Raw genomic sequence first — 24755 nt, 5'->3', positions numbered from 1 at the left:
GATGCGCTTAACCCAGCCCGGCGCCGGTTTGTTCCCTCGGGCTCCTTCCGGGGCCGAATGTGCGGCCAGCCGCACATTCGATCGCGAGTGTGCGGCCAGCCGCACACTGGCGGGCAAGCGTCACACCGGCGGGCTGATGGGGCTTAGCCGCCGCAGCTGCGTGACGTGCCTGGGCGAAAGCTCTTCCAGGCAGGCGACCCCGAGCAGGCGCATGGTCCGGGCAATCCCTTCGGAGAGGATCTCGATCGCGCGGGCGACGCCCGCCTGGCCGCCGGCCATCAACCCGTACAGGTAAGCCCGCCCGACCAGCGTGCAGCGGGCACCGAGGGCGATCGCCGCGACGATGTCGGCGCCGGACATGATCCCGGTGTCCACCAGGATCTCGGTGTCACCGGCGAGTTCGCGCGCCACTGTGGGCAGTAGATGGAAAGGCACCGGCGCCCGGTCCAGCTGCCGCCCGCCGTGGTTGGACAGCAAGATGCCGTCGACGCCGCGATCGACGACAGCGCGAGCGTCTTCCAGCGTCTGGATGCCCTTGACCACGAGCTTGCCGGGCCACTGCGCCTTGATCCACTCCAGGTCGTCGAAGGTCAGGCTCGGGTCGAACATCGTGCTCAGGTACTCGGCCACGGTGCCGGGCCAGCGGTCCAGCGACGCGAAGGCCAGCGGCTCGGTGGTCAACAGATCGAACCACCACCTCGGGTGCCCGGCCGCGTCGAGGATGGTCCGAATCGTCAGCGTCGGTGGGATCGTCATCCCGTTGCGGTTGTCACGCAGCCGCGCTCCGGAGACCGGGACGTCGACGGTGGCCAGCAGGGTGTCGAATCCGGCGTCGGCGGCGCGCCGCACCAGCGCCATCGAGCGCTCGCGGTCATGCCACATGTAGAGCTGGAACCACTTGCGCCCCTGCGGGGCGGCGGCCACCAGGTCTTCGATGGCGGTGGTGCCCAGGGTGGACAGCGAGAACGGGATCCCGGCCGCCGCTGCCGCCCGCGCGCCGGCGACCTCGCCCTCGGTGTGCATCAACCGGGTGAAGCCGGTCGGGGCGATCGCGAACGGCCACGCGACCGGCTGACCGAGCACGTTCCACCCCGTGGACACCTTCGTCACGTCGCGCAGGATGGTGGGGTGAAATTCGATGTCGCGGAACGCTTGTCGCGCGCGCTCGATGGACAGCTCGTCCTCGGCGGCGCCGTCGGTGTAGTCGAACGCCGCCCTGGGCGTGCGCCGTTTGGCGATGCGCCGCAGGTCCGCGATGGTGAACGCGGCGGCCAGGCGGCGTTTGGCGCTATCGAACTGCGGCTTCTTGAATTGGATCAGGGGCGCCAGGTCGCGCACCTTGGGCACTCGTCGTTTGACGGCCATATGTGTCACCGTACTCATATGGACGACCCGTTCGATCTGAAGCGTTTCGTCGACGCGCAGGGCCCGGTGTACGCAGACGTCGTCGACGAGTTGCGCGCCGGACGCAAACGCACCCACTGGATGTGGTTCGTCTTCCCGCAGCTGCGCGGCCTGGGTGCCAGCGCGATGGCCACGCGCTACGGCATCTCCTCGCTCGAGGAAGCCGGCGCGTACCTGGCACATGACGTGTTGGGGCCGCGGCTGCGTGAGTGCACCCGCCTGGTCAACGACGTGGGTGGCCGGCCGATCGGGGCGATCTTCGGCTCACCCGACGACCTGAAGCTGCGCTCGTCGATGACGTTGTTCGCCGCCGCCACCGCTGACAACGAGGAATTCGTCGCGCTGCTGGACAAGTACTACGACGGCCGCCGGGACGAGGCGACGCTGGCGCGGCTGCCGAAGACCTAGTTTCGCCCACCACTTCCGCCTAGGCGGGGCCCAGAATTCGCCAGCCGTGCGGCTCGACGACCACCTCGTCCACGAGTTCTGGCGGCGGCGCGGCGGATCCGCCGACGACCCGGGCCCGCGAGACGCCCACTTCGGCCGGCCTCAGCCGCAACGGCTCGTCGTCGATGTTGAGCGCGACCAGCAGGACGTCGTCGCCGCGACGTGTTTCGTAGACGTAGCACCGGTTTTCCAGGCGCAGCGCACTCGTCGACGCCGCATGCAGCCACGGGTTCCGGCGGCGGAGCCCGACCAGGAACTGGTGCAGCGCCCAGGTTTCGGCACCCATCGCATCCAATGGCACCGGGGGAGAGCCGAACTCGGGGCGCACGGCGTCGTCGCCGCCGAAGCGCTCCTCTTTCACACCGAGAAACCCGAGCTCGTCGCCGGCGTAGATGCTGGGCACGCCCCCGACGGTCAGCGCCAGCACCAGCGCGTGAGCCACGTGTTCGCGCCGCTCGAGGCGGCTGGCGATCCGGGTCACGTCGTGGTTGCCGACGAAGGTCAGCGGAGAGAAGCGGGTCAGGAATTCGTTGTGCCGCTGCAGCGCCCAGTCGAGCTCGAAGAAGTTACCGTCGTTGAGGCTGCTCCAGATGGCCTTCCACAGCTCGTATTGGGTTGCGGAGTCGAAGGTGGCGGCATCGACGACCGCGGAGTAGTCGCCGTGGATGAGCTCGGCGACGAACCACGCGTCGGGATGGCGCTCACGCACCCGCGGCAACACCGAGGCCCAGAACCGTTCCGGCACAGCGTAAGCCGCGTCCAGACGCCAACCGCTCGCCCCGCGCGCCAGCCAGTGGCACAGCACGTCGACGGTGTAGTCGATAACCTCGGGGTTGTCGTGGTTGAGGGCGATGAGGTCGCCGTGGCCCTCGAAGGTGTCAAAGCGCCCCGGCCGTCCGCGAAACCAGCGTGCCGCGGCCCCGTCCCCGGATGCCTCGCGATAACGCTGGAAGTCGACGCCGACGTGGTTGAAGACGCCGTCCAGCAGGATGCGCAACCCCCTTCGCCTGCCCTCGGCCACCAGATGGTCGAAGTCGGCGTCGTCACCGAGGCGGGGATCGATGCGGTAGTGGTCGGTCGTGTCGTATCCGTGTGTGCGCGAGGCGAATACCGGTCCCAGCGCCACGCCCGACGCGCCGAGGGCGATGGCATGGTCGAACCAGTCGACGAGCCGCCGCAGCCGGTGTTCGCCGGGCTGCGGCGGCCCGAATGACGGGGACGCGGGAAACGCGCCGACGAATCCCAGCGGATAGACCTGCCACCAGATCGCGTGCTCGACCCAGGCTGGTCCGGTAACGGGACGCGTCACAGTGGCGGGGTCAGCCGACGTTGGCCAGCGTCTCGCAGGCCACCATCGCTTGCGCCACGCCGGCGACGATCGCCGCCACCTTCAGCGCTTCCTGGATGGTTTCCCGGCTCACGCCCGCCTCACGCAGCGTGTGCTCGTGAGCGGCAACGCAGTCCGGGCACCCGTTGATCGACGACACGGCGAAGCACCATAACTCGAAGTTCGCCTTGTCCACGCCGGGATTGGCGATGATGTTCATCCGCAATCCCGCCCGCAGGTCGTCGTACTTGCCGTCCAGGAAGCCCCGGCCGCGGTAGAACACGTTGTTCATGCCCATGATCGAGGCGGCCCCCAGCGCCGCGTTGTACGCCTCGCCGGACAAGGTGTCGGCCGCCTCGGTGCCGATCTCGGCCAGCACCCGGGCATTCCGCGTGGCCGCCGCGCTGGCCAGCAGCGTGCCCCACAGCTGCTCCTCGTTCAGCTCGGTGCTGCGGGTGATCGAGCCGAGGTTGAGCTTGAGGTCCTTGGCGTATTCGGGGAGTGCGGCTTTGAGGTTTTCCACACTCATGACTACGCGGAGGCCTTGAGCAGCTCGCCGGCGTTGAGCGTCGGGTCGCCCTTGCGCCAGTTGCAGGCGCACAGCTCGTCGGACTGCAGCGCGTCGAGCACCCGCAGGACCTCTTCGACGTTGCGGCCCACCGAACCGGCGGTGACGGAGACGAATTGGACCTCGTTGTTGGGGTCGACCAGGAACGTGGCGCGGTCGGCGACACCGTCGGCGTTGAGGACGCCGGTGGCCAGGCTCAGTTCGCGCTTGATGTCCGAGAGCATCGGGAAGGGCAGCTGCTTGAGGTCCTCGTGCTGAGCGCGCCAGTTGAAGTGCACGAACTCGCTGTCGATCGAGACGCCGAGAACCTGCGCGTCGCGGTCGGAGAATTCGTCGTTCAGCTTCCCGAACGCCGCGATCTCGGTCGGGCACACGAAGGTGAAGTCCTTGGGCCAGAAGAACACCACGCGCCACTTGCCGGCGTGGTCGTCGCTGCTGACGGTGGTGAAGTAGTCGCTGGGGTCCTGGGCGTCGACTTTCGACAGATCGCCCGGAATCAGCGCGGTGAGCTGGTAGGAGGGGAACTGATCGCCGATCGTCAGCAAAGCCATGTCGCTCCTTTTTGGAATGGGTACAAACAATTTGTTGTGTACCCATGATGGTGCCGAACATTCAGTGTCAGGTAAAGGTGATATTTACCACTAGACTCATAGCCATGACCGATAAGACTTATCAGCCGACAGTCGCCGGCCTGCGGGCGTTCGCCGCGGTGGCCGAGAAGCGGCATTTCAGCAGTGCCGCAACCGCTCTCGGTGTCAGCCAGTCGACGTTGTCGCAGGCGCTCGCCGCGCTGGAGGCGGGCCTGGGAACCCAACTGGTCGAGCGGTCGACGCGGCGGGTCTTCCTCACGGCGGAGGGGGCGGAACTGCTCCCGCACGCCCAGGCCGTGGTGGAGGCGATGGACGCGTTCACCGCCGCGGCGGCGGGCTCGTCCGATCCGCTGCAGGCCAACGTGCGGCTGGGACTCATCCCGACCGTCGCCCCCTACGTGCTGCCGACGGTGCTCGCCGGGCTGTCGGTGCAACTGCCCGGTCTGACGTTGCGGGTGGTCGAGGACCAGACCGAACGGTTGCTGACCGTCCTGCGCGAAGGGGCGCTGGACGCGGCGCTGATTGCGCTGCCCGCCGACGCCGCCGGCGTCACCGCCATCCCCATCTACGACGAGGACTTCGTGCTGGCACTGCCTCCGGGCCACTCGCTGTCGGGCAAGCGCCGGGTCCCCGCGGCGGCGCTGGCCGAATTGCCGCTGTTGCTGCTCGACGACGGGCACTGCCTGCGCGATCAGGCGCTCGAGGTCTGCCACAAGGCCGGCATACGCGCCGAGCTGGCCAACACCCGCGCCGCCTCGCTGGCGACCGCGGTGCAGTGCGTCACCGGTGGCCTGGGGGTGACGCTGATCCCGCAGACGGCGGTGCCGGTCGAGGCGGCACGCAGCCGCCTCGGGCTCGCGCAGTTCGCCGGGCCGCGTCCGGGGCGCCGCATCGGCCTGGTCTACCGCTCGTCGAGCGGACGCGACGACTCCTACCGGCGGCTGGCCGCGACGATCGGGAAGCTGATCAGCGGCGAACACCAGGTACGCCTGGTCAGGCAGTAAGTTCGGCCTATGGAAAAGGTGATCGCCGTGCTGATGGGTGACGAGCCGGATGACGAATGGTGCGCCCGGCAGCGCGGACCCGTCGCCGAGTCCCTGTTGGGGCTGGGGCTGCCCGGGCTGTCGGTCAATGTCCGCGACGGTGCCGTGCGCGCGTCGGTGATGACGCTCACCACGCTGGACCCGCCCGTCGCGGCGGTGGTGAGCATGTGGACCCAGCAGTGTTACGGCGAACAGATGGCGGCGGCGCTCGAGCTGCTCAGCCGGGAATGCGACCGGCTGGCCGCCTATCTGGTGACCGAGTCCGTCCCGCTGGCGGCCCCCAGCGGCCAGCCGGGTTGCCGCACACCGGGACTGGCCAACGTGGCGTTGCTGCGGCGCCCTGCCGAGCTGGATCAGGCCACCTGGCTCACCCGGTGGCAGCGTGACCACACGTCGGTGGCCATCGACACACAGTCGACCTTCGGTTACACCCAGAACTGGGTGGTGCGCGCGCTGACCGCCGAGGCGCCGGGAATCGCGGGCATCGTCGAAGAGTTGTTTCCTTCTGAGGCGATCACCGACATCAAGGCTTTCTTCGGGGCCGCCGACGACGCCGACTTGCAGAACAGGATCACCCAGATGGTGGCCAGCACCGCGGCTTTCGGGGCCAACGAGAACATCGACACGGTTCCCACCAGTCGCTACGTCGTCAAGTCACCTTTCACGGAGGAGGCCCGATGACGACATTGAAAGACGCCGTCGCCCTGGCCACGGCGGAGAACGGGCTGGCCGTGGTGTCCACCGTGCGCGCCGACGCGACGGTGCAGGCGTCGCTGGTCAACGTCGGCCTGCTCCCACACCCGGCCACCGGTCAACCCGTCCTGGGCTTCGCCACCTACGGCAAGGTCAAGCTCGCCAACCTGCGGGCACGTCCGCAGCTGGCCGTCACGTTTCGCGGCGGGTGGCGGTGGGCGACCGTCGAGGGCCGCGCGGAACTGGCCGGCCCCGAGGACACGCCGCCCTGGCTCACCGGCGCAGACCAACTGCGCTTGCTGCTGCGCGAGGTCTTCACCGCCGCGGGCGGCACGCACGACGACTGGGACGAATATGACCGGGTGATGGCCCGGGAGGGCCGCGCGGTGGTGCTGATCGACCCGACGCGCGTCTACGGCAACGGCTGACCGACGAACGTTGGCTAGGCTGCTGCCGTGATACTGCAGATCGATGACGACAAGCGGGTTCGCACCCTCACCCTGAACCGCCCCGAGGCGCTGAACGCCTTCAACGAGGCCCTCTACGACGCCACCGCCGACGCGCTGCTGGCCGCCGCCGACGATCCGCAGGTCGCCGTCGTCCTGCTCACCGGCGCGGGCCGCGGCTTCTCCGCGGGCACCGACCTCGGCGAGATGCAGGCCCGCATCACCGATCCGGGCTTCACCCCGGGCAAGCACGGTTTCACCGGCCTGATCGACGCGCTGAGCGCCTTCCCCAAGCCGCTGATCTGCGCGGTCAACGGCGTGGGGGTGGGCATCGGCGCCACCATCCTGGGCTACGCCGACCTGGCGTTCATGTCCTCGACGGCGCGGCTGAAGTGTCCCTTCACCAGCCTCGGGGTGGCGCCCGAGGCGGCGTCGTCGTACCTGCTGCCGCAGTTGGTGGGCCGGCAGAACGCGGCCTGGCTGTTGATGTCCTCGGAGTGGGTCGACGCCCCCGAGGCGTTGCGGATGGGTTTGGTCTGGCGGATATGCGAACCGGAGGAGTTGCTGCCCGAGGCGCGCAGGCACGCGGAAGTCCTTGCCTCCCGGCCCATTTCGAGTTTGATGGCGGTCAAACACACGATGATGGAGCCGGTCCGCCCGGAGATCGCGGCTGCCGGCGCCCGGGAGAACGCGCATTTCGCCGAGTTGATGGGTGCGCAGGCCAACGCCGCGGCGCTCGCCGATTTCAACACCGGCCGCTGACACCGGCCGCTGACCGGCCCCAGCGCTACGCCGACTGGGCGGTCTCGAGTTCGGCCGCCGCGGCGATGATCGCCCGCACCGTGCGCCGGCACCGCCCACAGTCGCCGCCGGCGCCGCACGCGGCGGCGACTTCCTTGGACGTCGACGCACCGCGCGCGACGACATCCGACACGGTCTGATTGGTGACCCCGACACACAGGCACACGTACATCAGCGCACCCCTCGCACGTGATCCACATTCCCTTCGCCGGATTCGACGACGCTCTTGCCAGACCCCCGCGGATCGGCCTTCCGTGACGCGTCATGCATCAGGGGAGTCCCTTTCGACGGTGCCGCATCCACGAGCCGCATATTAGTGGAGTCTAACCTAACTTGTTTAGCGGAGTCTAACCTAACTTCGCAGCTAAGCGACCACCCCGCGCGACCCACCCGACACACTGAGCGCAGCCATACCTTCCTGGAAGATTGCATCCCCGCATGGCAAAGTGCGACTACAGGCCCGGCGCGGTGTGCTCCAGCCCAGCACCCGCCGCGGCCGAATGGCAGCCCACGGGAGGAGAGACATGCAAGGCGATCCGGACGTTCTGCGTCTGCTGAACGAGCAGCTCACCAGCGAGCTCACCGCCATAAATCAGTACTTCCTGCACTCCAAGATGCAGGACAACTGGGGTTTCACGGAGCTGGCCGAGCACACCCGCGCGGAATCCTTCGACGAGATGCGCCACGCCGAGGCGATCACCGATCGCATCCTGCTGCTCGACGGCCTGCCCAATTACCAGCGGCTCTTCTCGTTGCGGATCGGCCAGACGCTGCGCGAGCAGTTCGAGGCCGACCTGGCGATCGAGTACGAGGTGCTCGACCGCCTCAAACCGGGCATCATCATGTGCCGCGAGAAGCAGGACACCACCACGGCCAACCTGTTCGAGAAGATCGTGGCCGACGAGGAACTTCACGTCGACTACCTGGAAACGCAGCTCGAGCTGATGGGCAAGCTCGGCGAGGAGCTGTACTCGGCGCAGTGCGTGTCCCGGCCGCCGGGCTCCCAGCAGGGGGGCGACTGACCGGCCTTCGACTAACCTTCGGCAGGTATGACACGCCCGAAGGAAGTTGTCCCGGCGACCCCGGACACCGCGTCGAGCAGCGAGCTGATCAGTCCGCAGCGGCGCAACCTCATCTTCGTCGCGATCGTGCTCGGCATGTTGCTGGCGGCGCTGGACCAGACCATCGTGGCGACGGCGTTGCCGACGATCGTCGCCGACCTGGGTGACGCGGGACACCAATCCTGGGTCGTGACGAGTTACCTGCTGGCGTCGACGATCGTCACCGCCCTGGTCGGCAAGCTCGGCGACGTGTTCGGCCGCAAGCGGGTGTTCCAGGCGGCGGTCGTGTTCTTCGTCATCGGCTCGGCGATCTGCGGGCTTGCTCAGTCGATGGGGATGCTGGTCGCTTCGCGTGCGCTGCAGGGCATCGGCGGCGGCGGGATCACCGTGACGGCCAGCGCGCTCATCGGGGAGGTCGTCCCGCTCCGCGATCGCGGCCGCTACCAGGGCATCCTGGGGGCCGTCTTCGGGGTCACCACGGTCGTGGGACCGCTGCTCGGCGGCTACTTCACCGACTACCTGTCCTGGCGGTGGGCGTTCTACATCAACGTGCCGATCTCGGTGGTGGTGATTGTCGTGGCGGCCGCGGCCATACCAGCGCTCGCGTCGACCGAGAAGCCGTCCATCGACTACGCGGGGATAGTCTGCATCGGCCTCGGCGCGGCCGGCCTCACGCTGGCCACCAGCTGGGGCGGCACGCTGTACTCGTGGGGCTCGGCGACGATCATCGGGTTGTTCGTGGGCGCCGCGGCCGCACTCGGCGCGTTCGTCGTGGTGGAACGCCGGGCCGCCGCGCCGATCCTGCCGATCCGGCTGTTCGGCAACCCGGTGTTCACGGTGTGCTGCGTGCTGTCCTTCGTGGTCGGGTTCGCGATGCTCGGCGCCATGACGTTCCTGCCGACCTACATGCAGTACGTCGACGGCGTCTCGGCGACCACGTCGGGCCTGCGCACGCTGCCCATGGTGGTCGGCATGCTGCTCACGTCGACGGGCAGCGGCACCATCGTCGGGCGCACCGGCCGCTACAAGGTCTTTCCGGTCGCCGGCACGGCGCTGATGGCGCTCGCGTTCCTGCTGATGTCGCGGATGGGCCCGTCGACCTCGGCGTTCGTGCAGTCGCTCTACCTGATCGTGCTCGGTGCCGGCATCGGATTGTCCATGCAGGTGCTGGTCCTCATCGTGCAGAACACGTCCGATTTCGAGGACCTCGGCGTCGCCACGTCGGGCGTGACGTTCTTCCGCACAATCGGAAGTTCCTTCGGCGCGGCGATATTCGGCTCACTTTTCGTCAACTTCCTCGACCATCGGATGGGTGCGGCGCTGGCGGCCAGCGGCGCGCCGCCCAGCGCGGTCAGCTCGCCGGAGGCGCTGCACCGCCAGCCGCACGACGTAGCGGCGCCGATCGTGGCCGCCTACGCCGACTCGCTCACCGAGGTGTTCCTGTGGGCTGCGCCCGTCGCGGCGGTCGGGTTCGTCCTGGCGCTGTTCCTGCGTGAGGTGCCGCTGCGCGACCTCCACGACAGCACGGTCGACCTCGGGGACGCCTTCGGAATGCCGACCACCGAGACGCCGGACCAGATGCTCGAGGCCGCCATCGCACGCATGTTGCGCGGCGAGCCCGGCCTGCGGCTGCGCAGCATCGCCATGCGGGCCGATTGCCGCCTGGACGTCGCGGGGCTGTGGGGCGTGCTGCGGATCAACCGCTATCGGCAGATGTACGGCGTGGCGCGACTCACCGACATGGCCAATTCCCTGCGGATCCCGTTCGAGGTGCTGGAGCCCACCTTCTCGCGGCTGGTCGCCACCGGCAATGCGCAGCGCGCCGGCGACGAGTTGTGGCTCACCGCCGCCGGCGCTCAACAGGTCGAGTACGTGCACGCGCTGCTGGTGGCGTGGCTGGTGGACAAACTGGCCCGCTCGCCTGGTTTCGAGGGCCGGCCCGACCGCCGCAAGGTGGAGGCCGCGCTCGAACGCGTCGCGGGCAACGTTGTGGCGCAACGGGATTGGCACGAAGACCATCCGACCACCATCATCCCGCGCGCCGGCATCGACGCCGCGGGCCCGGATGTGTTGGCGGGAAATCCGAGGCGCGGGCGTAGCATCACGCCATGAGCCGAATCGGAACATTCGCCGAAGACGACCTGGCCGGCTGGTTCGCGAAATCGCCCGACCTGGGCGCCGCGATCGGCGGCTTCAGCCAGGCGGTCTACAACAAGAGCAGGCTGCCGATGCGCACCCGCGAGATCGCCCGAGCGGTGATCGCCCACGACAACGAGTGCGTGGTGTGCGTCAACACCCGCGACGAGGACGGCCTCGCCGCCGGCGTGGACGAGGAACTGTACGAGCACGCGCTGCAGTGGCGGACCTGGCCCGGCTACAGCGAACAGGAACGACTGGCGGCCGAGTTCGCGCACCGGTTCGCCACCGAGCACACCAAGCTGCGCGAGGACGAAGACTTCTGGAGCCGCTGCAGCGAGCACTTCTCCGACGAGCTGCTGGCCGACCTGGCCCTGTCGTGCGCGCTGTGGGTCGGCATGGGACGCGTGCTGCGGACGCTGGACATCGGCCAGGCCTGCAAGCTGACGCTGCCCAGCCGCGCGTAGCCCTCGCCAGTTCCGGGTGAAGATCCGTTTCGGCGTCGGCCTTGGCGCGGACACCGCCCCCGACCAGCTCGCCGCGGTCGTCGATCGCCTGGAGGCCGACGGGGTGGACTCGCTCTGGTTCTCCGAGCTGGTGTACTCCCCGGCGGTCGATCCGATGGTCGGGATGGCCTACGCGCTCGCGCGGACGGCCCGGCTGAAGGTCGGCACCTCGGTCGCCGTGCTGCCCGGGCGTCACCCGGTGCTGGTGGCCAAGCAGCTGGCATCGCTGGCGGCCCTCGCGCCCAAACGTGTCCTTCCCGTCTTCGGCCTGCAGTCGGCGATCCCCGCCGAGCGCGAGGTGTTCGTGGTGCCGCAGGGCAAGCGGGCGGCCGTGTTCGACGAGTCGCTGCGGGTTCTGCGCGCCGCGCTGGTCGAGGACTCCGCGAGCTACGCCGGCCGGTACTTCACCGTCACCGGGGCCGCGGTCGCCCCACGCCCGCAACCCCCGCTGGACATCTGGCTGGGCGGCTCGGCGCCGGCGGCCTTTCGGCGCATCGGCGCGCTGGCCGACGGCTGGCTGGGCAGTTTCCTCACCCCGGCCGAGGCGCGGGCCGGGCGTGAGGCGATCGAACGGGCCGCGGAGCAGGCCGGCCGGCAGATCGAGGCCGACCACTTCGGCGTCTCGCTGGCGGTCACGGACGGGGAGCTGCCCGACGGCCTGGCCGCCGCGGCGCGCAGCCGCCGCCCCGACGTCGATCCCCGTGAGCTGATCGCGGCGGGCTGGGACCGGCTGCACCGGCAGCTCGACGGCTACATCGACGCAGGGCTGACGAAATTCGTGATCCGGCCGGCCGGCGGGGCGCCGCTGGAGGAGTTTCTCGACCGCTTCGCCGCCGAGTTGGTGACCCGCCAGAACTGAGCGGCCCGAGCCTGCACAATGTCCTTCATGGTCTTCACGGCAGGGCTGCGATGACGGGAACACCGCCGGCCGCCGCGGCCATCGGGCAGCTGGAGGCCGAGGGCGTCGACACCGTCGTCGGTACCGTCGTCAATCCCGCCGGACTCGTGCTGGCCAAGACGGTCCCGGTGCGGCGGTTCAACACCTTCGCCGATCTGGGCCTGGGGGCAAGCCCCTCGTGGCACGCGTTCGCCATCGACCAGACCGGCATCGCCTTCACCGACGACGTAGGCGTGGTCGGCGACCAGCGGCTGCGCATCGACCCGTCGGCCGTGCGCGTCCTCGGCGACGGCCTGGCGTGGGCGCCGGCCGCGTTCTTCTCCCAGGACGGCATACCGGTTGCGGCGTGCGGCCGGGGTGTCCTGCACCGGGTGGAGGCGGCGCTCGCCGACGTGGGCATCACCGCCGCCGTCGGCCACGAGATCGAGTTCCTTCTGGTCGACCCCGCCGGTGGCCGGCTGCCGTCGACGCTGTGGGCGCAGTACGGCCTCGCCGGTGTCCTCGAGCACGAGGCCTTCGTCCACGACGTCAACACCGTGGCCGCCTCGGCCGGCGTCGGCGTCGAGCAGTTCCACCCCGAGTACGGCGCAAACCAGTTCGAGATCTCCCTGGCGCCCATGCCTCCGGTGGCCGCCGCCGACCAGCTGGTGCTGATGCGGCTGCTCATCGGCCGCGTGGCGCGCCGGCACGGGCTGCGGATCAGCCTGTCGCCGGTGCCCTTCGCCGACGGCGTGGGTTCCGGTGCACACCAACACTTCTCGCTCACCGGCCCGCAGGGCCCGTTGTTCTCCGGCGGTACGGGTGCGGCGGGGATGACGCCCGCGGGGGAGAGCGCGGTGGCGGGCGTGGTCCACGGGTTGCCGGAAGCGCAGGGCATCTTGTGCGGGTCCGTCGTGTCGGGCCTGCGGATGCGGCCCGGCAACTGGGCGGGGGCCTTCGCGTGCTGGGGCACCGAGAACCGCGAGGCGGCCGTGCGTTTCATCCGGGGCGGCCCCGGCAATCGGTACGGCGGCAACGTCGAGGTGAAAATCGTCGACCCCTCGGCGAACCCCTACCTCGCGTCGGCGGCCATTCTCGGGCTTGCCCTCGACGGGCTCACGCACCACACCGAGCTGCCGCCCGAAGTTACCGTCGACCCGGCACGCCTGCACGATGCGGACCGCGAGCGCGACGGCATCGTCGCTCTGAGCGCGGACCAGGCGGAATCGATTGCGGCGCTGCATAACTCGAAATTGCTGCGCGGAATTCTCGGCGATGCCGCGGTCGGCATGGTGGTCGCCGTCCGGCGTCTCGAGCACGAGCGCTACGGCGACCTCGAACCGGGCCCGCTCGCGGACAAGTTCCGCATGGCCTGGAGCCTGTGAGCCGCGGTGACCGAGACGCTCCTGGCCCGGCACATCGCGGAGGTGGGCCTCATCGACCAGCACGTGCACGGCTGCTGGCTGGCGGCGGGGGACCGGCGCCGCTTCGAGAATGCGCTCAACGAGGCCAACACCGACCCCGTCGCGGACGCGGGGTTCGACTCCCAACTCGGCTTCGCCGTGCGCGCCCACTGCGGACCGGTCCTGGGGCTGGCCAAACACGCCGACCCGCAGGCATATTGGGAGCACCGCGGGCAATTCGGCGAAACGGAGCTGGCACGCGCCTTCCTGCCCGCCGCGGGGGTGACCGACTGGCTGGTGGACACCGGCATCGACGGCGACATCGCGAGCGTCGCGGAGGTGGCCGAGTTCTCCGGCAACCGTGCGCACGAGATCGTCCGCCTCGAGCAGGTGGCCGAGCAGGCCGCGCAGGCGCCGGGTGACTACGCGCGGGCCTTCGAGGAGATCCTGCACCGGCGCGCCGCCACCGCCGTCGGCACCAAGTCGATCCTGGCCTACCGCGGCGGCTTCGACGGCGACCTGAGCGAGCCGTCGCCGGGCGAGGTCGCCGAGGCCGCCGGTCGTTGGCGCGACGCCGGCGGCACCCGGCTGCGCGACCGGGTTCTGCTACGTTTCGGCCTGCACCAGGCGCTGCGGCTCCGCAAACCGCTGCAGTTCCACGTCGGCTTCGGCGACCGGGACTGCGATCTGCACAAGGCTAACCCGCTTCTGCTGCTCGACTTCCTGCGGCTCTGCTCGGCCGCCCCGACCCCAACCCCGATCGTGCTGCTGCACTGCTACCCCTACGAGCGCGAGGCCGGGTATTTGGCGCAGGCGTTCGACAACGTGTTCGTCGACGGCGGGCTGAGCGTGAACTACCTGGGCGCCCGCGCGCCGGCGTTCCTCGCGCGGTTGCTGGAGATGGCGCCCTTCGGCAAGCTGCTCTACTCGTCGGACGGCTTCGGCCCCGCGGAACTGCACTTCCTCGGCGCGGCATTGTGGCGGAACGGAATTCATCGCGTGCTGCGCGGTTTCGTCGACGACGGCGACTGGTGTGAAAGCGACGCAATTCGGGTAGTCGACCTTATCGCACACGGCAACGCCGCCCGCGTCTACGACCTCGACGGCGGGAGGCGCTGAGGACAGGACGGGGCCATGGGACTCACGGGCGAGGCCATCGACTGGGCCCGCCGCCAGGTCGTGTCGCGCGTCCCCAAAGCCGACCTCGACCAGCGGGATCCCGACTACATTCGCGACCAGCTGCCCCTGACCTGGCTGCTGGCGTCGCTGTACTTCAGGGCGGACGTCAGGGGGATGGACCGCATCCCGCCGGACGGTCCGGTGTTGCTGGTCGGCAACCACAGCGGCGGAAACGTTCCCCCCGACACGTTCGTGTTCACCCTGGCGTTCTGCTCGTACTTCGGCGTCGAGCGGCCGTTCTACCAGCTGGCACACAATCTGGTCGTCTCGGCGCCGCCGCTGGGCTGGCTGCGCAAGTTCGGCACCGTCGCCGCCAATCCCGACAACGCGCGTCTGGCGCTGGACTCCGGGGCGGCGTTGCTGGTGTACCCGGGCGGTGACTACGAGGTCTGCCGGCCGTCGTGGGAACGCCACAAGGTCGACTTCGGCGGGCGGCAGGGCTACGTGCGGCTGGCGCGCGACGCGGGCGTGCCGATCGTCCCGGTCGCGAGCGTCGGCGGTCAGGAAAGCGCGCTGTTCCTCAGCCGGGGGCAGTGGCTGGCCAAGATGCTGATGGCGGACAAGCTGTTTCGCCTCAAGAGCATCCCGATATCGCTGGCGCTGCCGTGGGGCCTCAACGTCGGCGACCTGGCCGGGCACATCCCGCTGCCGTCGAAGATCGTGATCGAGGTGCAGGACCCGATCGAGGTCGACGGTGACGACCGGGCGGTGCACGACAAGGTGATGGCCAGCCTGCAGGGCGGCGTCGACCGGCTGGCCGCCGAACGCCGATTCCCGGTGATCGGCTGATGCGCGTCGAACGCCGCTGTGTGATCGGCGCCGACCGCGACGCGGTGTGGAAGATCGTCGGCGACCCGGACCGCTACCCGTCGTTCATGACCAACCTCGAGCGGTGGGAATCGTCGAATGACGCCGACCCGGGAGTCGGCGCCCGCTACACCGTGCACTGGAAGATCGGTTCGGTGCCCGTCGGCGGGCTGATCGAGGTCGTCGAGTTCGACGCGGGCCGCGACCTGGCGTGGGTGGGCATCACCGGTGTCACCGTGCGCGGGCGGATTCGGCTGCGCGGCGCCGGCGGCGGACGGACGAAGGTGATCTTCCGGCTGTCGTACCAGGCGCCCGGCGGGCTGATCGGCTACGTCGCCGACCGGGTCGCCGTGCGGCAGGTGGGCCGCACCCTGTCGCAGACGCTGAAGAACCTGAAGCGGCTCGCCGAAAGCTGACGGACGACGGCGACAACCTATGCCGCGCCTGGATTTTCGTCCTCTTCGTCGTCTTCGTCGCGCAGCAGCTTCTCCGGGTGGTGGAACGTGTTGGTCCGCGGTTGACCATGGTCGAGATGGGGCGGTGGAATCCATTCGGTGTCCCCGTCGCGGTTTTTGCGGGTGCGCCAGCCGCCGGGTTGGACGATGCCGTGCTGGGGTCCGCAGGCGAAGGTGAGTTGGTTGATGTCGGTGGTGCGGCGCTCCGCGTAGGGGATTACGTGGTGGACTTCGCAGTAGTAGCCGCCGGCGGTGCAGCCGGGCGCGGTGCAGCCGCGATCCTTGCCGTAGAGCACGATTCGCTGGGCGGGGGTGGCCAGGCGTTTGGTGTGGTACAGCGCCAGGGCTTTGCCCCGGTCGAAGATGGCCAGGTAGTGATGGGCATGGCGGGCCAGGCGGATGACGTCGCTCATTGGCAGCCAAGAGCCGCCGCCGGTGAGGCCGCGCCCGGCGGCGGTTTCGAGTTCGGCCAGGGTGGTGGTGACGATGATGCAGGCCGGTAATCCGTTGTGCTTGCCAAGTTCGCCGGAGGCGAGCAGGGCGCGCAGGGCGGCCAGCAGTGCGTCGTGCTGACGTTGGCCGGCCGAGCGGCCGTCTCGGTCGATGGCCTGTTGTGAGGCCGCGCCGTCCACGCAGGGCTTGTCGTCGAGCGGGTTGCACATTCCGGGGGCGGCGAGCTTGGCCCACACCGCCTCCAGCGTGGCGCGGGCCTCGGGAGTCAGCCAGCCACGCAGCGCCGACATGCCGTCGGGTTGCTGCTTGCCCAGGATCAGCCCGCGGCGCCGCGCCCGGTCGACATCGCTGTAGTTGCCGTCGGGGTTGAGGCAGTCGGCCAGCTTGTCGGCCAGGCCGGCCAGTTGTTCGGGACGAAACTGTGCGCCCTTGCGCGCCAAGTCGGCCTCGGCGCGATCACGGGTGGGTTGGTCGACCCAGGCCGGCAACTGCTGGCAGAAGCGGCGGATGACCGCGACGTGCTCGGCACCGAGGCGCCCGTCGCGCTGCGCGGCGGCGGTGTGGGCCAGCACGGGCGGCAGCGGCTCGCCGGTCAGGCCGCGTCGGGGTCCCAGGACGGCGGCGTCGCGGATGCGGCGGGCGGCATCGGCGCGGCTGGTCAGCGTCCGCTCGGCGATCGCGTGGGACAGTTTGGCGCCCAGCTCTTGCGTGCTGGCCTGGCGGGCCAGGGTGTTGACGAGCTGATGCTCGGGCACCGGCAGCCGTCGGCGGACCTTCTCGCAGCGCGCCAACAACGCCAGGCACTCGGGGGTGGTCAGCGCGTCGAACCCCAACCCCACCACCCCGTCGAGCGCGGCATCCAGCGCGTCGAAGGCTGCGGTGATCGCGTCCCGATCGTCGATCCCGCCCGCAGTCATACCGTCAACCTAGCCACCACCACCGACAGAACTTCCGGTCGTGTGACTTCTGAAACCACTGTGACACAAGTTTTTTCGCGCCGGGCCGCGACACGCGCTACCGGCCCATGCCGGCCTTCGTGGACACAACTCTCATCGGGACGAGTCGGCTTTCAGGGATCCCATCGCGCTCAGGACACCCCCGCGACTTTCGCGCCATCGCCCAGCGCCTGCGCCCGGGCCGCGGCGAGGTGGTGCAGCGCCGGCTCGTTGCGACCGAACACGACCTCGGTGACGCCGGCCTCCAGCCCCCGCTGGCAGGCCTGAGCCATGGGAAAGTCCTGATTGCACAACACATTGCACACCACGTCCATCGACAAGCGGTACCACTCACGTTCCTCGTCCGTCGTGATCGGATTCGGCGCTCCGTACGTCATGTAGACGATGGCTTCGCCCGGCAATCATCCGCCGGAAGCCGCCATCGACGCGACCGGCGGCGCCGCGATCTTCCTCCCGGCACGCAGGAAGCTGCCCGTCCGCACTGTTCCGACCAGATCGGTGGGTAGCCCGTTGCGGAAGACCGTCCGGCCGCCGACAAGAACGGCCGTCACCGTGTCGTCGTTGCGGTTGACCATGCGGCTCAGTCCGCCATAGTGCTCGACACATTCCTCGGCGTAGGCACTCAACGACTCGTCCAGGTGCGCGGGATCGATCACCGCGACGTCCGCCCGGTCACCGACGCGCAGATGACCCGCGTCCAGGGAATACCAGTCGGCCAACTCGCCCGTCAAACGATGCACGGCGTGCTCGACCGTCATGAACTCGGCACCGGCCGCGGCGCTCTGGTGGACGTGGCGCAGCAGGCATAACCCGCTGTTGTAGAAGGCCATGTTGCGCAGGTGCGCGCCGGCGTCGGAGAAGCCGACCTGAACGCCGGGGTCGACGGCCAGCCTCTTGAGCACCTTGGGCCGATGGTTGGAGATGACGGTGCGCCACCGCAGCGCGCGGCCGTGCTCGAGAACCAGGTCTAAGAATGCGTCGACGGGGTGCAGCCCGCGGTCGAGCCCGATCTGGCCGAACGTCTTGCCGATCACCGACGGGTCCGGGCACGAAACGATGTCGGCGTCGAAGAAGTCGCGGTGCCAGGCCCCGATGGCGAACCTGTTGTCGTACTCCCTGCGGAACCGGCGGCGGTACTGCTCGTCTCGCATCAACTCGTTGCGTTCGACCTCATCGCGCAGGTGCAGCGCCGCGGCCCCGGCGCCCAGCTCCTCGAAGATCACCAGGTCGATGCCGTCGCCGTAGACCTCGAACGGCACCGGCAGGTGCTGCCAGCGGAAGTCTCCGCCTAGCTTGTTGACGATGCGGGCCGCGCTACTCAAGATCAGGTACCCGATCGGATTGGATTTGGCGTCGGCCGCCGCCAGGAGACTCATTTTCAGCGGGCGGCGCAACCCTCCGATAGATCTCGCGAGCTGCGCCGCAACCCTCCCGGGGTGCTGGATGTCGGGCCCGCTCTGCAATACGCGGCCCCGCCTTCGCACCAGCCGGGTGAGCCGGCGCATCTCCCGCCGCTTGACGTAGGTGGAGGGCAGCGTGCGGGAACGACACACGTCGCCGTCGAGTCGGTCGAAGAGCAGTTGTTGGGACGACAGGCCGATGAAGCCCGCGTCGAGTGCCTCGACGAGCCAGCGCTCCATCCGAGCAAGCTCGCTCCTTGTCGGTTGGTCGCGCTTGGTGGTTGCGCGATCCAGTCCCATGACGGCGGTGCGCATGTCGGAGTGGCCGATGAACGCGGTCACGTTCGGTCCGAGCGGACGGGCCTCGACGGCGCGGACGTACTCCTCGGCATTGGACCAGTCCTTGTGGCGCTCGATCGTCGCGATGACATGATCGCGCGGGATCGCCTCGACACGGCCGAACAGGTCGCCCGCGTCGACGCCGTCGACGTGCACGGTCGAGATCGAGCACGATCCGACGACGATGGTGGTGACGCCGTGCCGCAGCGATTCCGCCAGGCCCGGGGCATCGAGGAGCTCGATGTCGTAGTGGGTGTGGATGTCGATCAAACCGGGCAGCACCCACTGACCGGACGCATCGATCTCCTCGGCACCCTCGATCGGTTCCTCGGTGACCGCCGCGACGTGGCCGCCGCGGATGCCGACGTTTCTCACCGCCGACGGGCCACCCGTCCCGTCGAAGTACCGGCCGTTCTTGATCACCACGTCGAAACTCATCGGAACGAACTCCTTGTCACCCGTCGCGACCATTACAGTACACTTGCGCATTAATGTATGGTCAAGACGTTACCCAACCGGCTGCGATCCAACTCGACCTCCCGCGACTGCGGATGACGGCCCTGGCCTGGGGACCACGAGACGGCCGGCTGGCGCTGTGCGTCCACGGCTTCCCCGACAGCGCGCACAGCTGGCGCTATATCGCACCTATGTTGGCTGCCAGGGGATTTCGCGTTGTGGCGCCGTTCATGCGGGGTTATGCGCCCACCGGCCCGGCCCCGGACGGCGACTATCATCTGGGCGCGCTGATGAGCGACCTCGTCGATCTGCACGCCCATCTCGGGGGGTCCGCCGACGCCGTGCTGATCGGACACGACTGGGGCGCCTTCGCCGCCCACGGTCTGGCCGCCTTCGGCGGTTCGCCGTTCGGCACACACATCGCGATGGCGGTTCCGCCGATCCGCGCGATCGACAATTCGCGGCGGGGCGTGGCGCAGAATCTGCGGATGGTGGCGGTTCAGCTGCGCAGGAGCTGGTACGTCCTGTTCTTCCAGATACCGTTGCTACCGGAACGAGTGCTGCGGCGGGTGATCCCACGACTGTGGAAGGACTGGTCCCCACCGGGGGCCGACGTCCGCGACGGCGTGGCGACCGCGCTGGCCGCTCTGCCCACCCTCGCACACCGCAGGGCGGCGGTGGCGTACTACCGGTCGATGGTCCGGTTCACCGCTTCGGCACCGCAATACGCAGGGCTGCAGCGGTTCCGGTTCAAGCTGCCCCGCGCTCCGCTACTCGTGCTACTCGGCGAGCAGGACGGAGCGGTGCAGGTCGGGTATCTCGACGGGGTCATCGACGCGCTGCCCCCGGGCAGCCGCGTCCGCACCCTTGCGGGGGCCGGGCACTTTCTGCAGATCGACGAGCCGGCGGCGGTGGGCGCGGCCGTCCTCGAGTACCTGAAGATCGACTGACGGTTCGCCTCAAGCGTTTCCGAACGGACCCGCCGCCGGCCGCAGTTCGTAATCGTCGGGGTTCGGGCGGTTGGTCCACCGCCAATAATCGAAGATGCGAAACCCGTACAACGTGGGCAGCCCGCCCGAAGCGTTCCTGTAGTAGCTGCTGGTGACCGCGGGATGGCTGTACACCATCTGGCTCAGCCGCTCCCGGCTGCGGCGGTTGTAGTCGTCGCAGACCTCCGCCCGTGGCATGACCGAGCCGAAACCACCCGCCAGCACCATGTCGATGCACCCCATGATGTAGCGCATCTGGCACTCCGAGTTGTAGATGATGCTGGCTCCGTTGACCGCGTTGGTTCCCGGCCCGTACATGCAGAAGAAGTTCGGGAACCCCGGCACGGTGATGCCCAGATAGGCGTACGCGGAATCGCCCCAGGCGGCGTTCAGCTCGATTCCGTCGACCCCCCGCACGTTGACCGGGCCCAGTTGGTGGTTGACGTCAAACCCCGTGGCCCACACCAGGACATCGGCGTGACGATGCACACCGTCGACGGTGACGACACCGTCGGAGGTGACCTCCGCAATGCGCTCGGTGATCAACTCCACGTCCTCGCGCTGCAGGGTCATCAGCCAGGTTCCGTTGTCCTGCAACGTCCGTTTGCCCATCGGCGGGTAATTCGGTGTGACCTTGGCCAGGAGCTGCTCGTCCGCGCAGAAGACGCGCATCCACGCGATGAACATCTCGCGGATCGCGCGGTTCGACTCGTTGCAGGACAGGCCGCCGTCGTCCCATTCGGGGTCGATCCTCACCTGTTCGTCGAGCGCGTCGGCTATCGGCCACCACGACACGAACCGCAACCACCGCCCGTAGTACGGCAGGTGGCGGATCGCCCACCTGGCCCCGTCCGGAATGGCCGCGTGGTAAAGCGGATTGGGCGCCATCCACTGCGGAGTGCGCTGGTACACGTCGACCCGCCGGGTCGAGTCCGCGATGGCGGGCACCAGCTGGAATCCGCTGGCGCCGGCGCCGATGACCGCGACTCGCTTCCCGGTCAGGTCGACGTCAGCGCGCCAGTCCGCCGTGTGAAAGGACGGCCCGCGAAAGCTGTTGGCGCCCTTGATGTCGGGAATCACCGGGTTGCTGAACTGACCGACCGCGCAGATCACGGCCCGCGCGGTCAGCACCCCGGTCCGCCGGTCTTCGCCCCGGATCGTCACGCGCCAGGTCGCCGATTGTTCCTCCCACGTTGCGCCGGTCACCGCGGTGTCGAAACGGACGTGGGGGAGGATGTCATGCTTGGCGGCGACGCCCTGCAGATAGCCCAGGATCTCGGGCTGCTCGGAGTAGTAATGCGTCCAGTGGTCGGTGGGTTCGAACGAGTAGGCGTAGTACTGATTGGCGATGTCGACCCGGCAACCCGGGTAGCGGTTGGCCAGCCACGTACCGCCCACCGCCGACTGCTTCTCCACGATCGTGAACGGCACGCCGGCCTCTTTCAGCTTGATTCCCGCCAACAGGCCGGCCTCGCCGCACCCGATGACGACCACCGGGAAAGCACCGCGCTGCTCAGGCGTCGACGCCAGCGCCGGTCCGCACTGGTCGGCGTCGCTGAAACGGAGATCCGCGGCGACGTAATCGACCAACTCCTCGGTGACGGTGCCCGCCGACATGACGTCGAGCATCACCCGCATCTGCCCGCGGTCCGGCATGAACGGCGGCGGGCATCCCCGGTCCCGGTAGTCGCGGATCACCTCCACCGCGCGGTCGCGCACCTTCTGCTTGTCCGGCTCGCTCATCGCGCCCTGCAGGTCCATGGCGACGAGCAGCAACGGGCCGGGCAGCTCGTCCAGCAGACCCATGTCACCGGTCATGTGCACCATCGACATCAACAGGGCAGGAACGCTCGCTTCGGCCACCGCCTCTCGAATGACGTCGTCGGGATCATCGAACGGCAGCCCGAGCAACGGGTTGACCTCCGCCACACCCTGGGTTGCGGAGTTGTCGAACGCGGAGTCACTCATCCACGTACCATACATAAATGATCAGGCGTATGGTCTAAATATCCGACCCGCGTGACCAGAGGAGCCCGGCGCCGATGACGAATCTGCAAGTGCGTCGGGTGCGCTTCGACCTCGGCGGCGACGATGTGCCGTTCAACTGGCATCCCCAACGCCCCGCGTTCGCGATGCAGTGCAACCTGATCACGTTCTTCGCGCCCGGCTTCGAGAAACTCATCGTCGACGCCACCCGCGAGGCGATCCCGCTGATGCGCGACCCGCGACAAGCCGAAGAGGCCAACGCCTACCTACGTCAGGAGGCGCAGCACTCGGCGGCCCACATGAGCCACTTTCGTGCGCTCGCCCGGCGTTGGCCCGGGCTGCACGAGACGATGGACCAGGTTATCGCGTCCTACGACCGACTCACCGCCACAAAGCCGTTGGCGTGGCGGCTGGCCTACACGGCCGTCATCGAGAACACCTTCACGCCCTACTTCAAGGTCTTCCTCGACCATCAGGACAAGCTCTTCGAGCCGGGCGACGAGCGCGTCGCGTCCCTGTTTCTCTGGCATTTCGTCGAGGAGATCGAGCATCGCAGCTCGGCCTTGATGGTTTACGACGCGGTGCACGGCGACTTCCTGTACCGGGTCAGGACCATCGGCGCGGTGCTCAGGCACATCGGCGAAGTGCTGTCGATCGTTTCTCGCGGTTTCCAGGAGCACGTGCCCGCAGCCGACGGCGGCGACTACGGCCGACTCCTTCCGTGCGGCTGGTCGCCGCGGTCCCTGATCAACGCGTTATCCGCTTCCCGGTCGCTGACCGGGCCGGGACAGGCCACCTATGCCGGCGTGCCCCGGCGGGAGATTTTCGACATGGTGGTCGGGTTGGTGCGATCGCAGGCACCGGGCCACGACCCGGCCCGCCAACGCCTCCCGGAATTCGCCGGCAGATGGTTTGACCGCTACGCGCAGGAGCCGAGAAGCGCTGCCCGCTGGTATTCGATCGGCGCGGCCGGGCCGTAGCGAGACGCACCGGCAGGTGCCGCCGATATGATCGCGACATGCAGGTCCCACGGGCGCGCGACTAGTGGTACGGCGCCACGGCTGGTCGGGCAACACGCCCGCCTCCGACGAGGAGGCGATCACCCGGATCCTCGATGCGGCCGACAAGATCATCGCCGAGCCAGGGGCGACACTGCGGATCGCCGATGTCGCGCGGTTGCTCGGCGTCACCCGTCAGACGGTGTACCGGTACTTCCCCGGGACCGAGGCGCTGCTGCTCGCCACCGCCATGCGCTCCGGAGACGGCTTCCTCGACCAGCTGGCCAATCACGTACGAGGTGAGACCGACGCGGTCGCTGCCGTGATCGAAGGCTTGGCGTTCGTGATCGAGAACCTGTCGCAAGACGAACGCATCCGCTTCATGCTGAGCGAGCGGTCGCGCGGCGAGAAAGCGCCCTCGCTGACCTCCGGCACAGCGCTGAGCTTCAGTCGCTCGATGCTGCACCGATATGAGGTGGACTGGCGGGCAGCGGGTTTCGACGAAGAAGCGCTTGGCGGGCTCGCCGAGTTCTGCCTGCGAATCCTGATCTCGTTCCTGGCCGACAGCAGCCAGGCCACCCCGGCGGGAGCGACTCTGCGCAAGTTCCTGGCGCGTTGGGTAGGGCCGGCCGTCGTCTACCCGCAGTTCGCCGGGGCCGTGGAATCGGTCGGCAAGGTCGCGTCGGCGCGGCGTTCGCGGCGCCGGTCCGCGTCGTGACCCGGTCAGACCAACTCTGACGCGTCGAACACCCAGCTGGTGTCCGCGGTCGCGAGCGCCTCGAAGTGATTCGGGGGCGCGAAGGCGACCAGGCTGTTGAAGTCCCAGTAGTCTTTCCACACGGTGATGGCGCCGTCGTCGACCTTGTGCACGGTGACGAACCTGAGCACGCCCTGCTCGCCCGAGGCGAACGTCCAAGTCTCCGAATGCTCGTAGATGACATCGGAGCCGTTGGACACCAGCACCCCTTGGTGGTTCTGGTAGCCCGCGAGCGGCTCGAGACCCATCTTGAGGCGTTTGACGATGTCGTCCGGGCCGCGCGCCGACAACGCGGGCACCGGCATGTCGACGTACAGGCAGTCGTCGGCCAGGAAGGTCTTGACGGCGTCCCAGTCCCGCCGCGAGAGTGCCTGCCACAGCCCGAGTACGACGTCCTCGACCGCGACCTCAGAGACCTCTGTCATAGCGGCAAATAAACTCGGTTGCGTCGCAGGTGTCAACCACGGCTTCGCTGTGCATACTTTCAACGTGGCACCGTCGCAGCGCCCCACCCCCGACCAGGCCGCAGACCATCACGTCCTGCTGACCCGCCGCCAAGCCATGCGGCGGCTGGCGTTACTGGGCCTGTCCGCGACCGCCGCGGTCAGCGCGGCCTGTTCGTCCACCGGCAAGAAGCGCAACCGGGGTCCCGGCCTGCCGTACAGGCGCAAGCACTAG

Annotated in this window: 27 protein-coding genes; 17 read left to right on the top strand and 10 right to left on the bottom strand. The window is 68.8% G+C overall.

All coding sequences use genetic code 11. From position 1 onward, the window contains the following. Nucleotides 1–120: 120 nt before the first annotated feature. On the bottom strand, nt 121–1365 hold the full coding sequence (locus G6N48_RS06720; RefSeq protein ID WP_085270570.1) for an alpha-hydroxy acid oxidase: 1245 nt from the start codon (nt 1363–1365) through the stop codon (nt 121–123). An 18-nt stretch (nt 1366–1383) separates the two neighbouring features. Between G6N48_RS06720 and G6N48_RS06715 the strand changes: the two genes are divergently transcribed. After that, nucleotides 1384–1812, top strand: coding sequence for a DUF1810 domain-containing protein (locus tag G6N48_RS06715; RefSeq protein WP_085270569.1), 429 nt, complete (start codon nt 1384–1386; stop codon nt 1810–1812). A 19-nt stretch (nt 1813–1831) separates the two neighbouring features. Here G6N48_RS06715 and G6N48_RS06710 read toward each other — a convergent pair whose 3' ends face one another. Genes G6N48_RS06710 through G6N48_RS06700 form a run of 3 tightly spaced genes read right to left on the bottom strand, consistent with a single transcriptional unit; the run spans nt 1832 to nt 4297 of the window. Further along, nucleotides 1832–3160, bottom strand: coding sequence for an alpha-amylase family protein (locus tag G6N48_RS06710; RefSeq protein WP_085270568.1), 1329 nt, complete (start codon nt 3158–3160; stop codon nt 1832–1834). A 10-nt stretch (nt 3161–3170) separates the two neighbouring features. Continuing rightward, nucleotides 3171–3707 carry an alkyl hydroperoxide reductase gene (locus G6N48_RS06705; protein ID WP_085270567.1) on the bottom strand — a complete coding sequence of 179 codons (537 nt, stop codon included), beginning with the start codon at nt 3705–3707 and terminating at the stop codon, nt 3171–3173. 2 nt (nt 3708–3709) lie between these two features. Then, on the bottom strand, nt 3710–4297 hold the full coding sequence (locus G6N48_RS06700; RefSeq protein ID WP_085270566.1) for a peroxiredoxin: 588 nt from the start codon (nt 4295–4297) through the stop codon (nt 3710–3712). A gap of 104 nt (nt 4298–4401) precedes the next feature. On the opposite strand from G6N48_RS06700, the gene G6N48_RS06695 reads away from it, so the two are divergent. The 4 genes from G6N48_RS06695 to G6N48_RS06680 are packed head-to-tail and all read left to right on the top strand — an operon-like array spanning nt 4402 to nt 7280. Next, nucleotides 4402–5340 carry a hydrogen peroxide-inducible genes activator gene (locus G6N48_RS06695; protein ID WP_085270565.1) on the top strand — a complete coding sequence of 313 codons (939 nt, stop codon included), beginning with the start codon at nt 4402–4404 and terminating at the stop codon, nt 5338–5340. A 9-nt stretch (nt 5341–5349) separates the two neighbouring features. Continuing rightward, nucleotides 5350–6060, top strand: a complete 711-nt coding sequence (locus G6N48_RS06690; RefSeq protein ID WP_085270564.1) for an EthD domain-containing protein — start codon at nt 5350–5352, stop codon at nt 6058–6060. Then, nucleotides 6057–6500 (top strand): TIGR03618 family F420-dependent PPOX class oxidoreductase, encoded by a 444-nt coding sequence (locus G6N48_RS06685; RefSeq protein WP_085270563.1) that lies wholly within the window; start codon nt 6057–6059, stop codon nt 6498–6500. The genes G6N48_RS06690 and G6N48_RS06685 overlap by 4 nt, the downstream gene beginning before the upstream one ends. Nucleotides 6501–6527: 27 nt before the next feature. Further along, nucleotides 6528–7280 carry an enoyl-CoA hydratase/isomerase family protein gene (locus G6N48_RS06680; protein WP_085270562.1) on the top strand — a complete coding sequence of 251 codons (753 nt, stop codon included), beginning with the start codon at nt 6528–6530 and terminating at the stop codon, nt 7278–7280. A gap of 25 nt (nt 7281–7305) precedes the next feature. Here the strand turns inward: G6N48_RS06680 and G6N48_RS06675 are convergent, their stop codons facing one another. After that, entirely contained in the window at nt 7306–7491 is a 186-nt protein-coding gene (locus tag G6N48_RS06675; protein ID WP_085270561.1) for a (2Fe-2S)-binding protein, read from the bottom strand. Nucleotides 7492–7843: 352 nt separating this feature from the next. On the opposite strand from G6N48_RS06675, the gene bfr reads away from it, so the two are divergent. From bfr to G6N48_RS06635, 8 genes are read left to right on the top strand one after another with little or no spacing between them, the layout of a single operon-like run. Then, nucleotides 7844–8341, top strand: a complete 498-nt coding sequence (gene bfr, locus G6N48_RS06670; protein WP_085270560.1) for a bacterioferritin — start codon at nt 7844–7846, stop codon at nt 8339–8341. Between the two features lie 27 nt (nt 8342–8368). Beyond that, the gene (locus G6N48_RS06665) at nt 8369–10492 is read left to right on the top strand and encodes an MDR family MFS transporter (RefSeq protein WP_085270559.1); all 2124 of its coding nucleotides are present in this window, start codon (nt 8369–8371) and stop codon (nt 10490–10492) included. After that, entirely contained in the window at nt 10489–10983 is a 495-nt protein-coding gene (locus G6N48_RS06660; protein WP_085270558.1) for a carboxymuconolactone decarboxylase family protein, read from the top strand. The genes G6N48_RS06665 and G6N48_RS06660 overlap by 4 nt, the downstream gene beginning before the upstream one ends. 16 nt (nt 10984–10999) lie before the next feature. Next, nucleotides 11000–11881 (top strand): TIGR03854 family LLM class F420-dependent oxidoreductase, encoded by an 882-nt coding sequence (locus G6N48_RS06655; RefSeq protein WP_085270557.1) that lies wholly within the window; start codon nt 11000–11002, stop codon nt 11879–11881. 50 nt (nt 11882–11931) lie between these two features. Beyond that, nucleotides 11932–13284 (top strand): type I glutamate--ammonia ligase, encoded by a 1353-nt coding sequence (locus G6N48_RS06650; protein WP_085270556.1) that lies wholly within the window; start codon nt 11932–11934, stop codon nt 13282–13284. Nucleotides 13285–13290: 6 nt separating this feature from the next. Next, a complete protein-coding gene (locus G6N48_RS06645; RefSeq protein ID WP_085270555.1) occupies nt 13291–14421 on the top strand; it encodes an amidohydrolase family protein in 1131 nt (376 codons plus the stop codon). A 15-nt stretch (nt 14422–14436) separates the two neighbouring features. Continuing rightward, the gene (locus G6N48_RS06640) at nt 14437–15270 is read left to right on the top strand and encodes a lysophospholipid acyltransferase family protein (RefSeq protein ID WP_085270554.1); all 834 of its coding nucleotides are present in this window, start codon (nt 14437–14439) and stop codon (nt 15268–15270) included. Beyond that, on the top strand, nt 15270–15704 hold the full coding sequence (locus G6N48_RS06635; RefSeq protein WP_085270553.1) for an SRPBCC family protein: 435 nt from the start codon (nt 15270–15272) through the stop codon (nt 15702–15704). Before G6N48_RS06640 ends, G6N48_RS06635 begins: the two co-directional genes overlap by 1 nt. 17 nt (nt 15705–15721) lie before the next feature. Here the strand turns inward: G6N48_RS06635 and G6N48_RS06630 are convergent, their stop codons facing one another. The 3 genes from G6N48_RS06630 to G6N48_RS06620 form a co-directional block, all read right to left on the bottom strand. Further along, a complete protein-coding gene (locus G6N48_RS06630; protein ID WP_163670801.1) occupies nt 15722–17113 on the bottom strand; it encodes an HNH endonuclease signature motif containing protein in 1392 nt (463 codons plus the stop codon). Nucleotides 17114–17283: 170 nt separating this feature from the next. Next, nucleotides 17284–17529, bottom strand: a complete 246-nt coding sequence (locus tag G6N48_RS06625) for an SRPBCC family protein (RefSeq protein ID WP_139825964.1) — start codon at nt 17527–17529, stop codon at nt 17284–17286. Nucleotides 17530–17553: 24 nt separating this feature from the next. Continuing rightward, nucleotides 17554–19329 carry an N-acyl-D-amino-acid deacylase family protein gene (locus G6N48_RS06620; protein ID WP_085271213.1) on the bottom strand — a complete coding sequence of 592 codons (1776 nt, stop codon included), beginning with the start codon at nt 19327–19329 and terminating at the stop codon, nt 17554–17556. Between the two features lie 113 nt (nt 19330–19442). On the opposite strand from G6N48_RS06620, the gene G6N48_RS06615 reads away from it, so the two are divergent. Continuing rightward, entirely contained in the window at nt 19443–20297 is an 855-nt protein-coding gene (locus tag G6N48_RS06615; protein WP_232066558.1) for an alpha/beta fold hydrolase, read from the top strand. A 9-nt stretch (nt 20298–20306) separates the two neighbouring features. On the opposite strand, the gene G6N48_RS06610 is transcribed toward G6N48_RS06615, so the two are convergent. Beyond that, nucleotides 20307–22304: a flavin-containing monooxygenase gene (locus G6N48_RS06610; protein WP_085271200.1), complete on the bottom strand. Its 1998-nt coding sequence runs from the start codon at nt 22302–22304 to the stop codon at nt 20307–20309. Nucleotides 22305–22378: 74 nt separating this feature from the next. Here G6N48_RS06610 and G6N48_RS06605 point away from each other — a divergent pair, with 74 nt between their 5' ends. Both G6N48_RS06605 and G6N48_RS06600 read left to right on the top strand, forming a co-directional pair. After that, nucleotides 22379–23302, top strand: a complete 924-nt coding sequence (locus G6N48_RS06605; RefSeq protein ID WP_085271199.1) for a metal-dependent hydrolase — start codon at nt 22379–22381, stop codon at nt 23300–23302. Between the two features lie 64 nt (nt 23303–23366). Continuing rightward, nucleotides 23367–24038, top strand: coding sequence for a TetR/AcrR family transcriptional regulator (locus G6N48_RS06600; protein WP_085271198.1), 672 nt, complete (start codon nt 23367–23369; stop codon nt 24036–24038). A gap of 5 nt (nt 24039–24043) precedes the next feature. Here the strand turns inward: G6N48_RS06600 and G6N48_RS06595 are convergent, their stop codons facing one another. Then, complete coding sequence (locus G6N48_RS06595) at nt 24044–24502, bottom strand: nuclear transport factor 2 family protein (protein WP_085271197.1); 459 nt, start codon at nt 24500–24502, stop codon at nt 24044–24046. Nucleotides 24503–24566: 64 nt separating this feature from the next. Here G6N48_RS06595 and G6N48_RS06590 point away from each other — a divergent pair, with 64 nt between their 5' ends. After that, entirely contained in the window at nt 24567–24755 is a 189-nt protein-coding gene (locus G6N48_RS06590; protein ID WP_085271196.1) for a hypothetical protein, read from the top strand.

This window comes from Mycobacterium parmense (genome assembly GCF_010730575.1).
Lineage (GTDB): Bacteria > Actinomycetota > Actinomycetes > Mycobacteriales > Mycobacteriaceae > Mycobacterium > Mycobacterium parmense.
This window is presented reverse-complemented; position numbering and strand designations above follow the sequence as displayed.

Excerpts from the sequence above, each read along its gene's own strand:
- G6N48_RS06675 (WP_085270561.1), bottom strand. The coding sequence starts at position 7,491 with ATGTACGTGTGCCTGTGTGTCGGGGTCACCAATCAGACCGTGTCGGAT.
- G6N48_RS06705 (WP_085270567.1), bottom strand. The coding sequence starts at position 3,707 with ATGAGTGTGGAAAACCTCAAAGCCGCACTCCCCGAATACGCCAAGGAC.
- G6N48_RS06615 (WP_232066558.1), top strand. The coding sequence starts at position 19,443 with ATGACGGCCCTGGCCTGGGGACCACGAGACGGCCGGCTGGCGCTGTGC.
- G6N48_RS06715 (WP_085270569.1), top strand. The coding sequence starts at position 1,384 with ATGGACGACCCGTTCGATCTGAAGCGTTTCGTCGACGCGCAGGGCCCG.
- G6N48_RS06720 (WP_085270570.1), bottom strand. The coding sequence starts at position 1,365 with ATGGCCGTCAAACGACGAGTGCCCAAGGTGCGCGACCTGGCGCCCCTG.
- G6N48_RS06640 (WP_085270554.1), top strand. The coding sequence starts at position 14,437 with ATGGGACTCACGGGCGAGGCCATCGACTGGGCCCGCCGCCAGGTCGTG.
- G6N48_RS06700 (WP_085270566.1), bottom strand. The coding sequence starts at position 4,297 with ATGGCTTTGCTGACGATCGGCGATCAGTTCCCCTCCTACCAGCTCACC.
- G6N48_RS06685 (WP_085270563.1), top strand. The coding sequence starts at position 6,057 with ATGACGACATTGAAAGACGCCGTCGCCCTGGCCACGGCGGAGAACGGG.
- G6N48_RS06660 (WP_085270558.1), top strand. The coding sequence starts at position 10,489 with ATGAGCCGAATCGGAACATTCGCCGAAGACGACCTGGCCGGCTGGTTC.
- G6N48_RS06605 (WP_085271199.1), top strand. The coding sequence starts at position 22,379 with ATGACGAATCTGCAAGTGCGTCGGGTGCGCTTCGACCTCGGCGGCGAC.
- G6N48_RS06630 (WP_163670801.1), bottom strand. The coding sequence starts at position 17,113 with ATGACTGCGGGCGGGATCGACGATCGGGACGCGATCACCGCAGCCTTC.
- G6N48_RS06625 (WP_139825964.1), bottom strand. The coding sequence starts at position 17,529 with ATGACGTACGGAGCGCCGAATCCGATCACGACGGACGAGGAACGTGAG.
- G6N48_RS06635 (WP_085270553.1), top strand. The coding sequence starts at position 15,270 with ATGCGCGTCGAACGCCGCTGTGTGATCGGCGCCGACCGCGACGCGGTG.
- G6N48_RS06650 (WP_085270556.1), top strand. The coding sequence starts at position 11,932 with ATGACGGGAACACCGCCGGCCGCCGCGGCCATCGGGCAGCTGGAGGCC.
- G6N48_RS06620 (WP_085271213.1), bottom strand. The coding sequence starts at position 19,329 with ATGAGTTTCGACGTGGTGATCAAGAACGGCCGGTACTTCGACGGGACG.
- G6N48_RS06690 (WP_085270564.1), top strand. The coding sequence starts at position 5,350 with ATGGAAAAGGTGATCGCCGTGCTGATGGGTGACGAGCCGGATGACGAA.
- G6N48_RS06595 (WP_085271197.1), bottom strand. The coding sequence starts at position 24,502 with ATGACAGAGGTCTCTGAGGTCGCGGTCGAGGACGTCGTACTCGGGCTG.
- bfr (WP_085270560.1), top strand. The coding sequence starts at position 7,844 with ATGCAAGGCGATCCGGACGTTCTGCGTCTGCTGAACGAGCAGCTCACC.
- G6N48_RS06695 (WP_085270565.1), top strand. The coding sequence starts at position 4,402 with ATGACCGATAAGACTTATCAGCCGACAGTCGCCGGCCTGCGGGCGTTC.
- G6N48_RS06665 (WP_085270559.1), top strand. The coding sequence starts at position 8,369 with ATGACACGCCCGAAGGAAGTTGTCCCGGCGACCCCGGACACCGCGTCG.
- G6N48_RS06610 (WP_085271200.1), bottom strand. The coding sequence starts at position 22,304 with ATGAGTGACTCCGCGTTCGACAACTCCGCAACCCAGGGTGTGGCGGAG.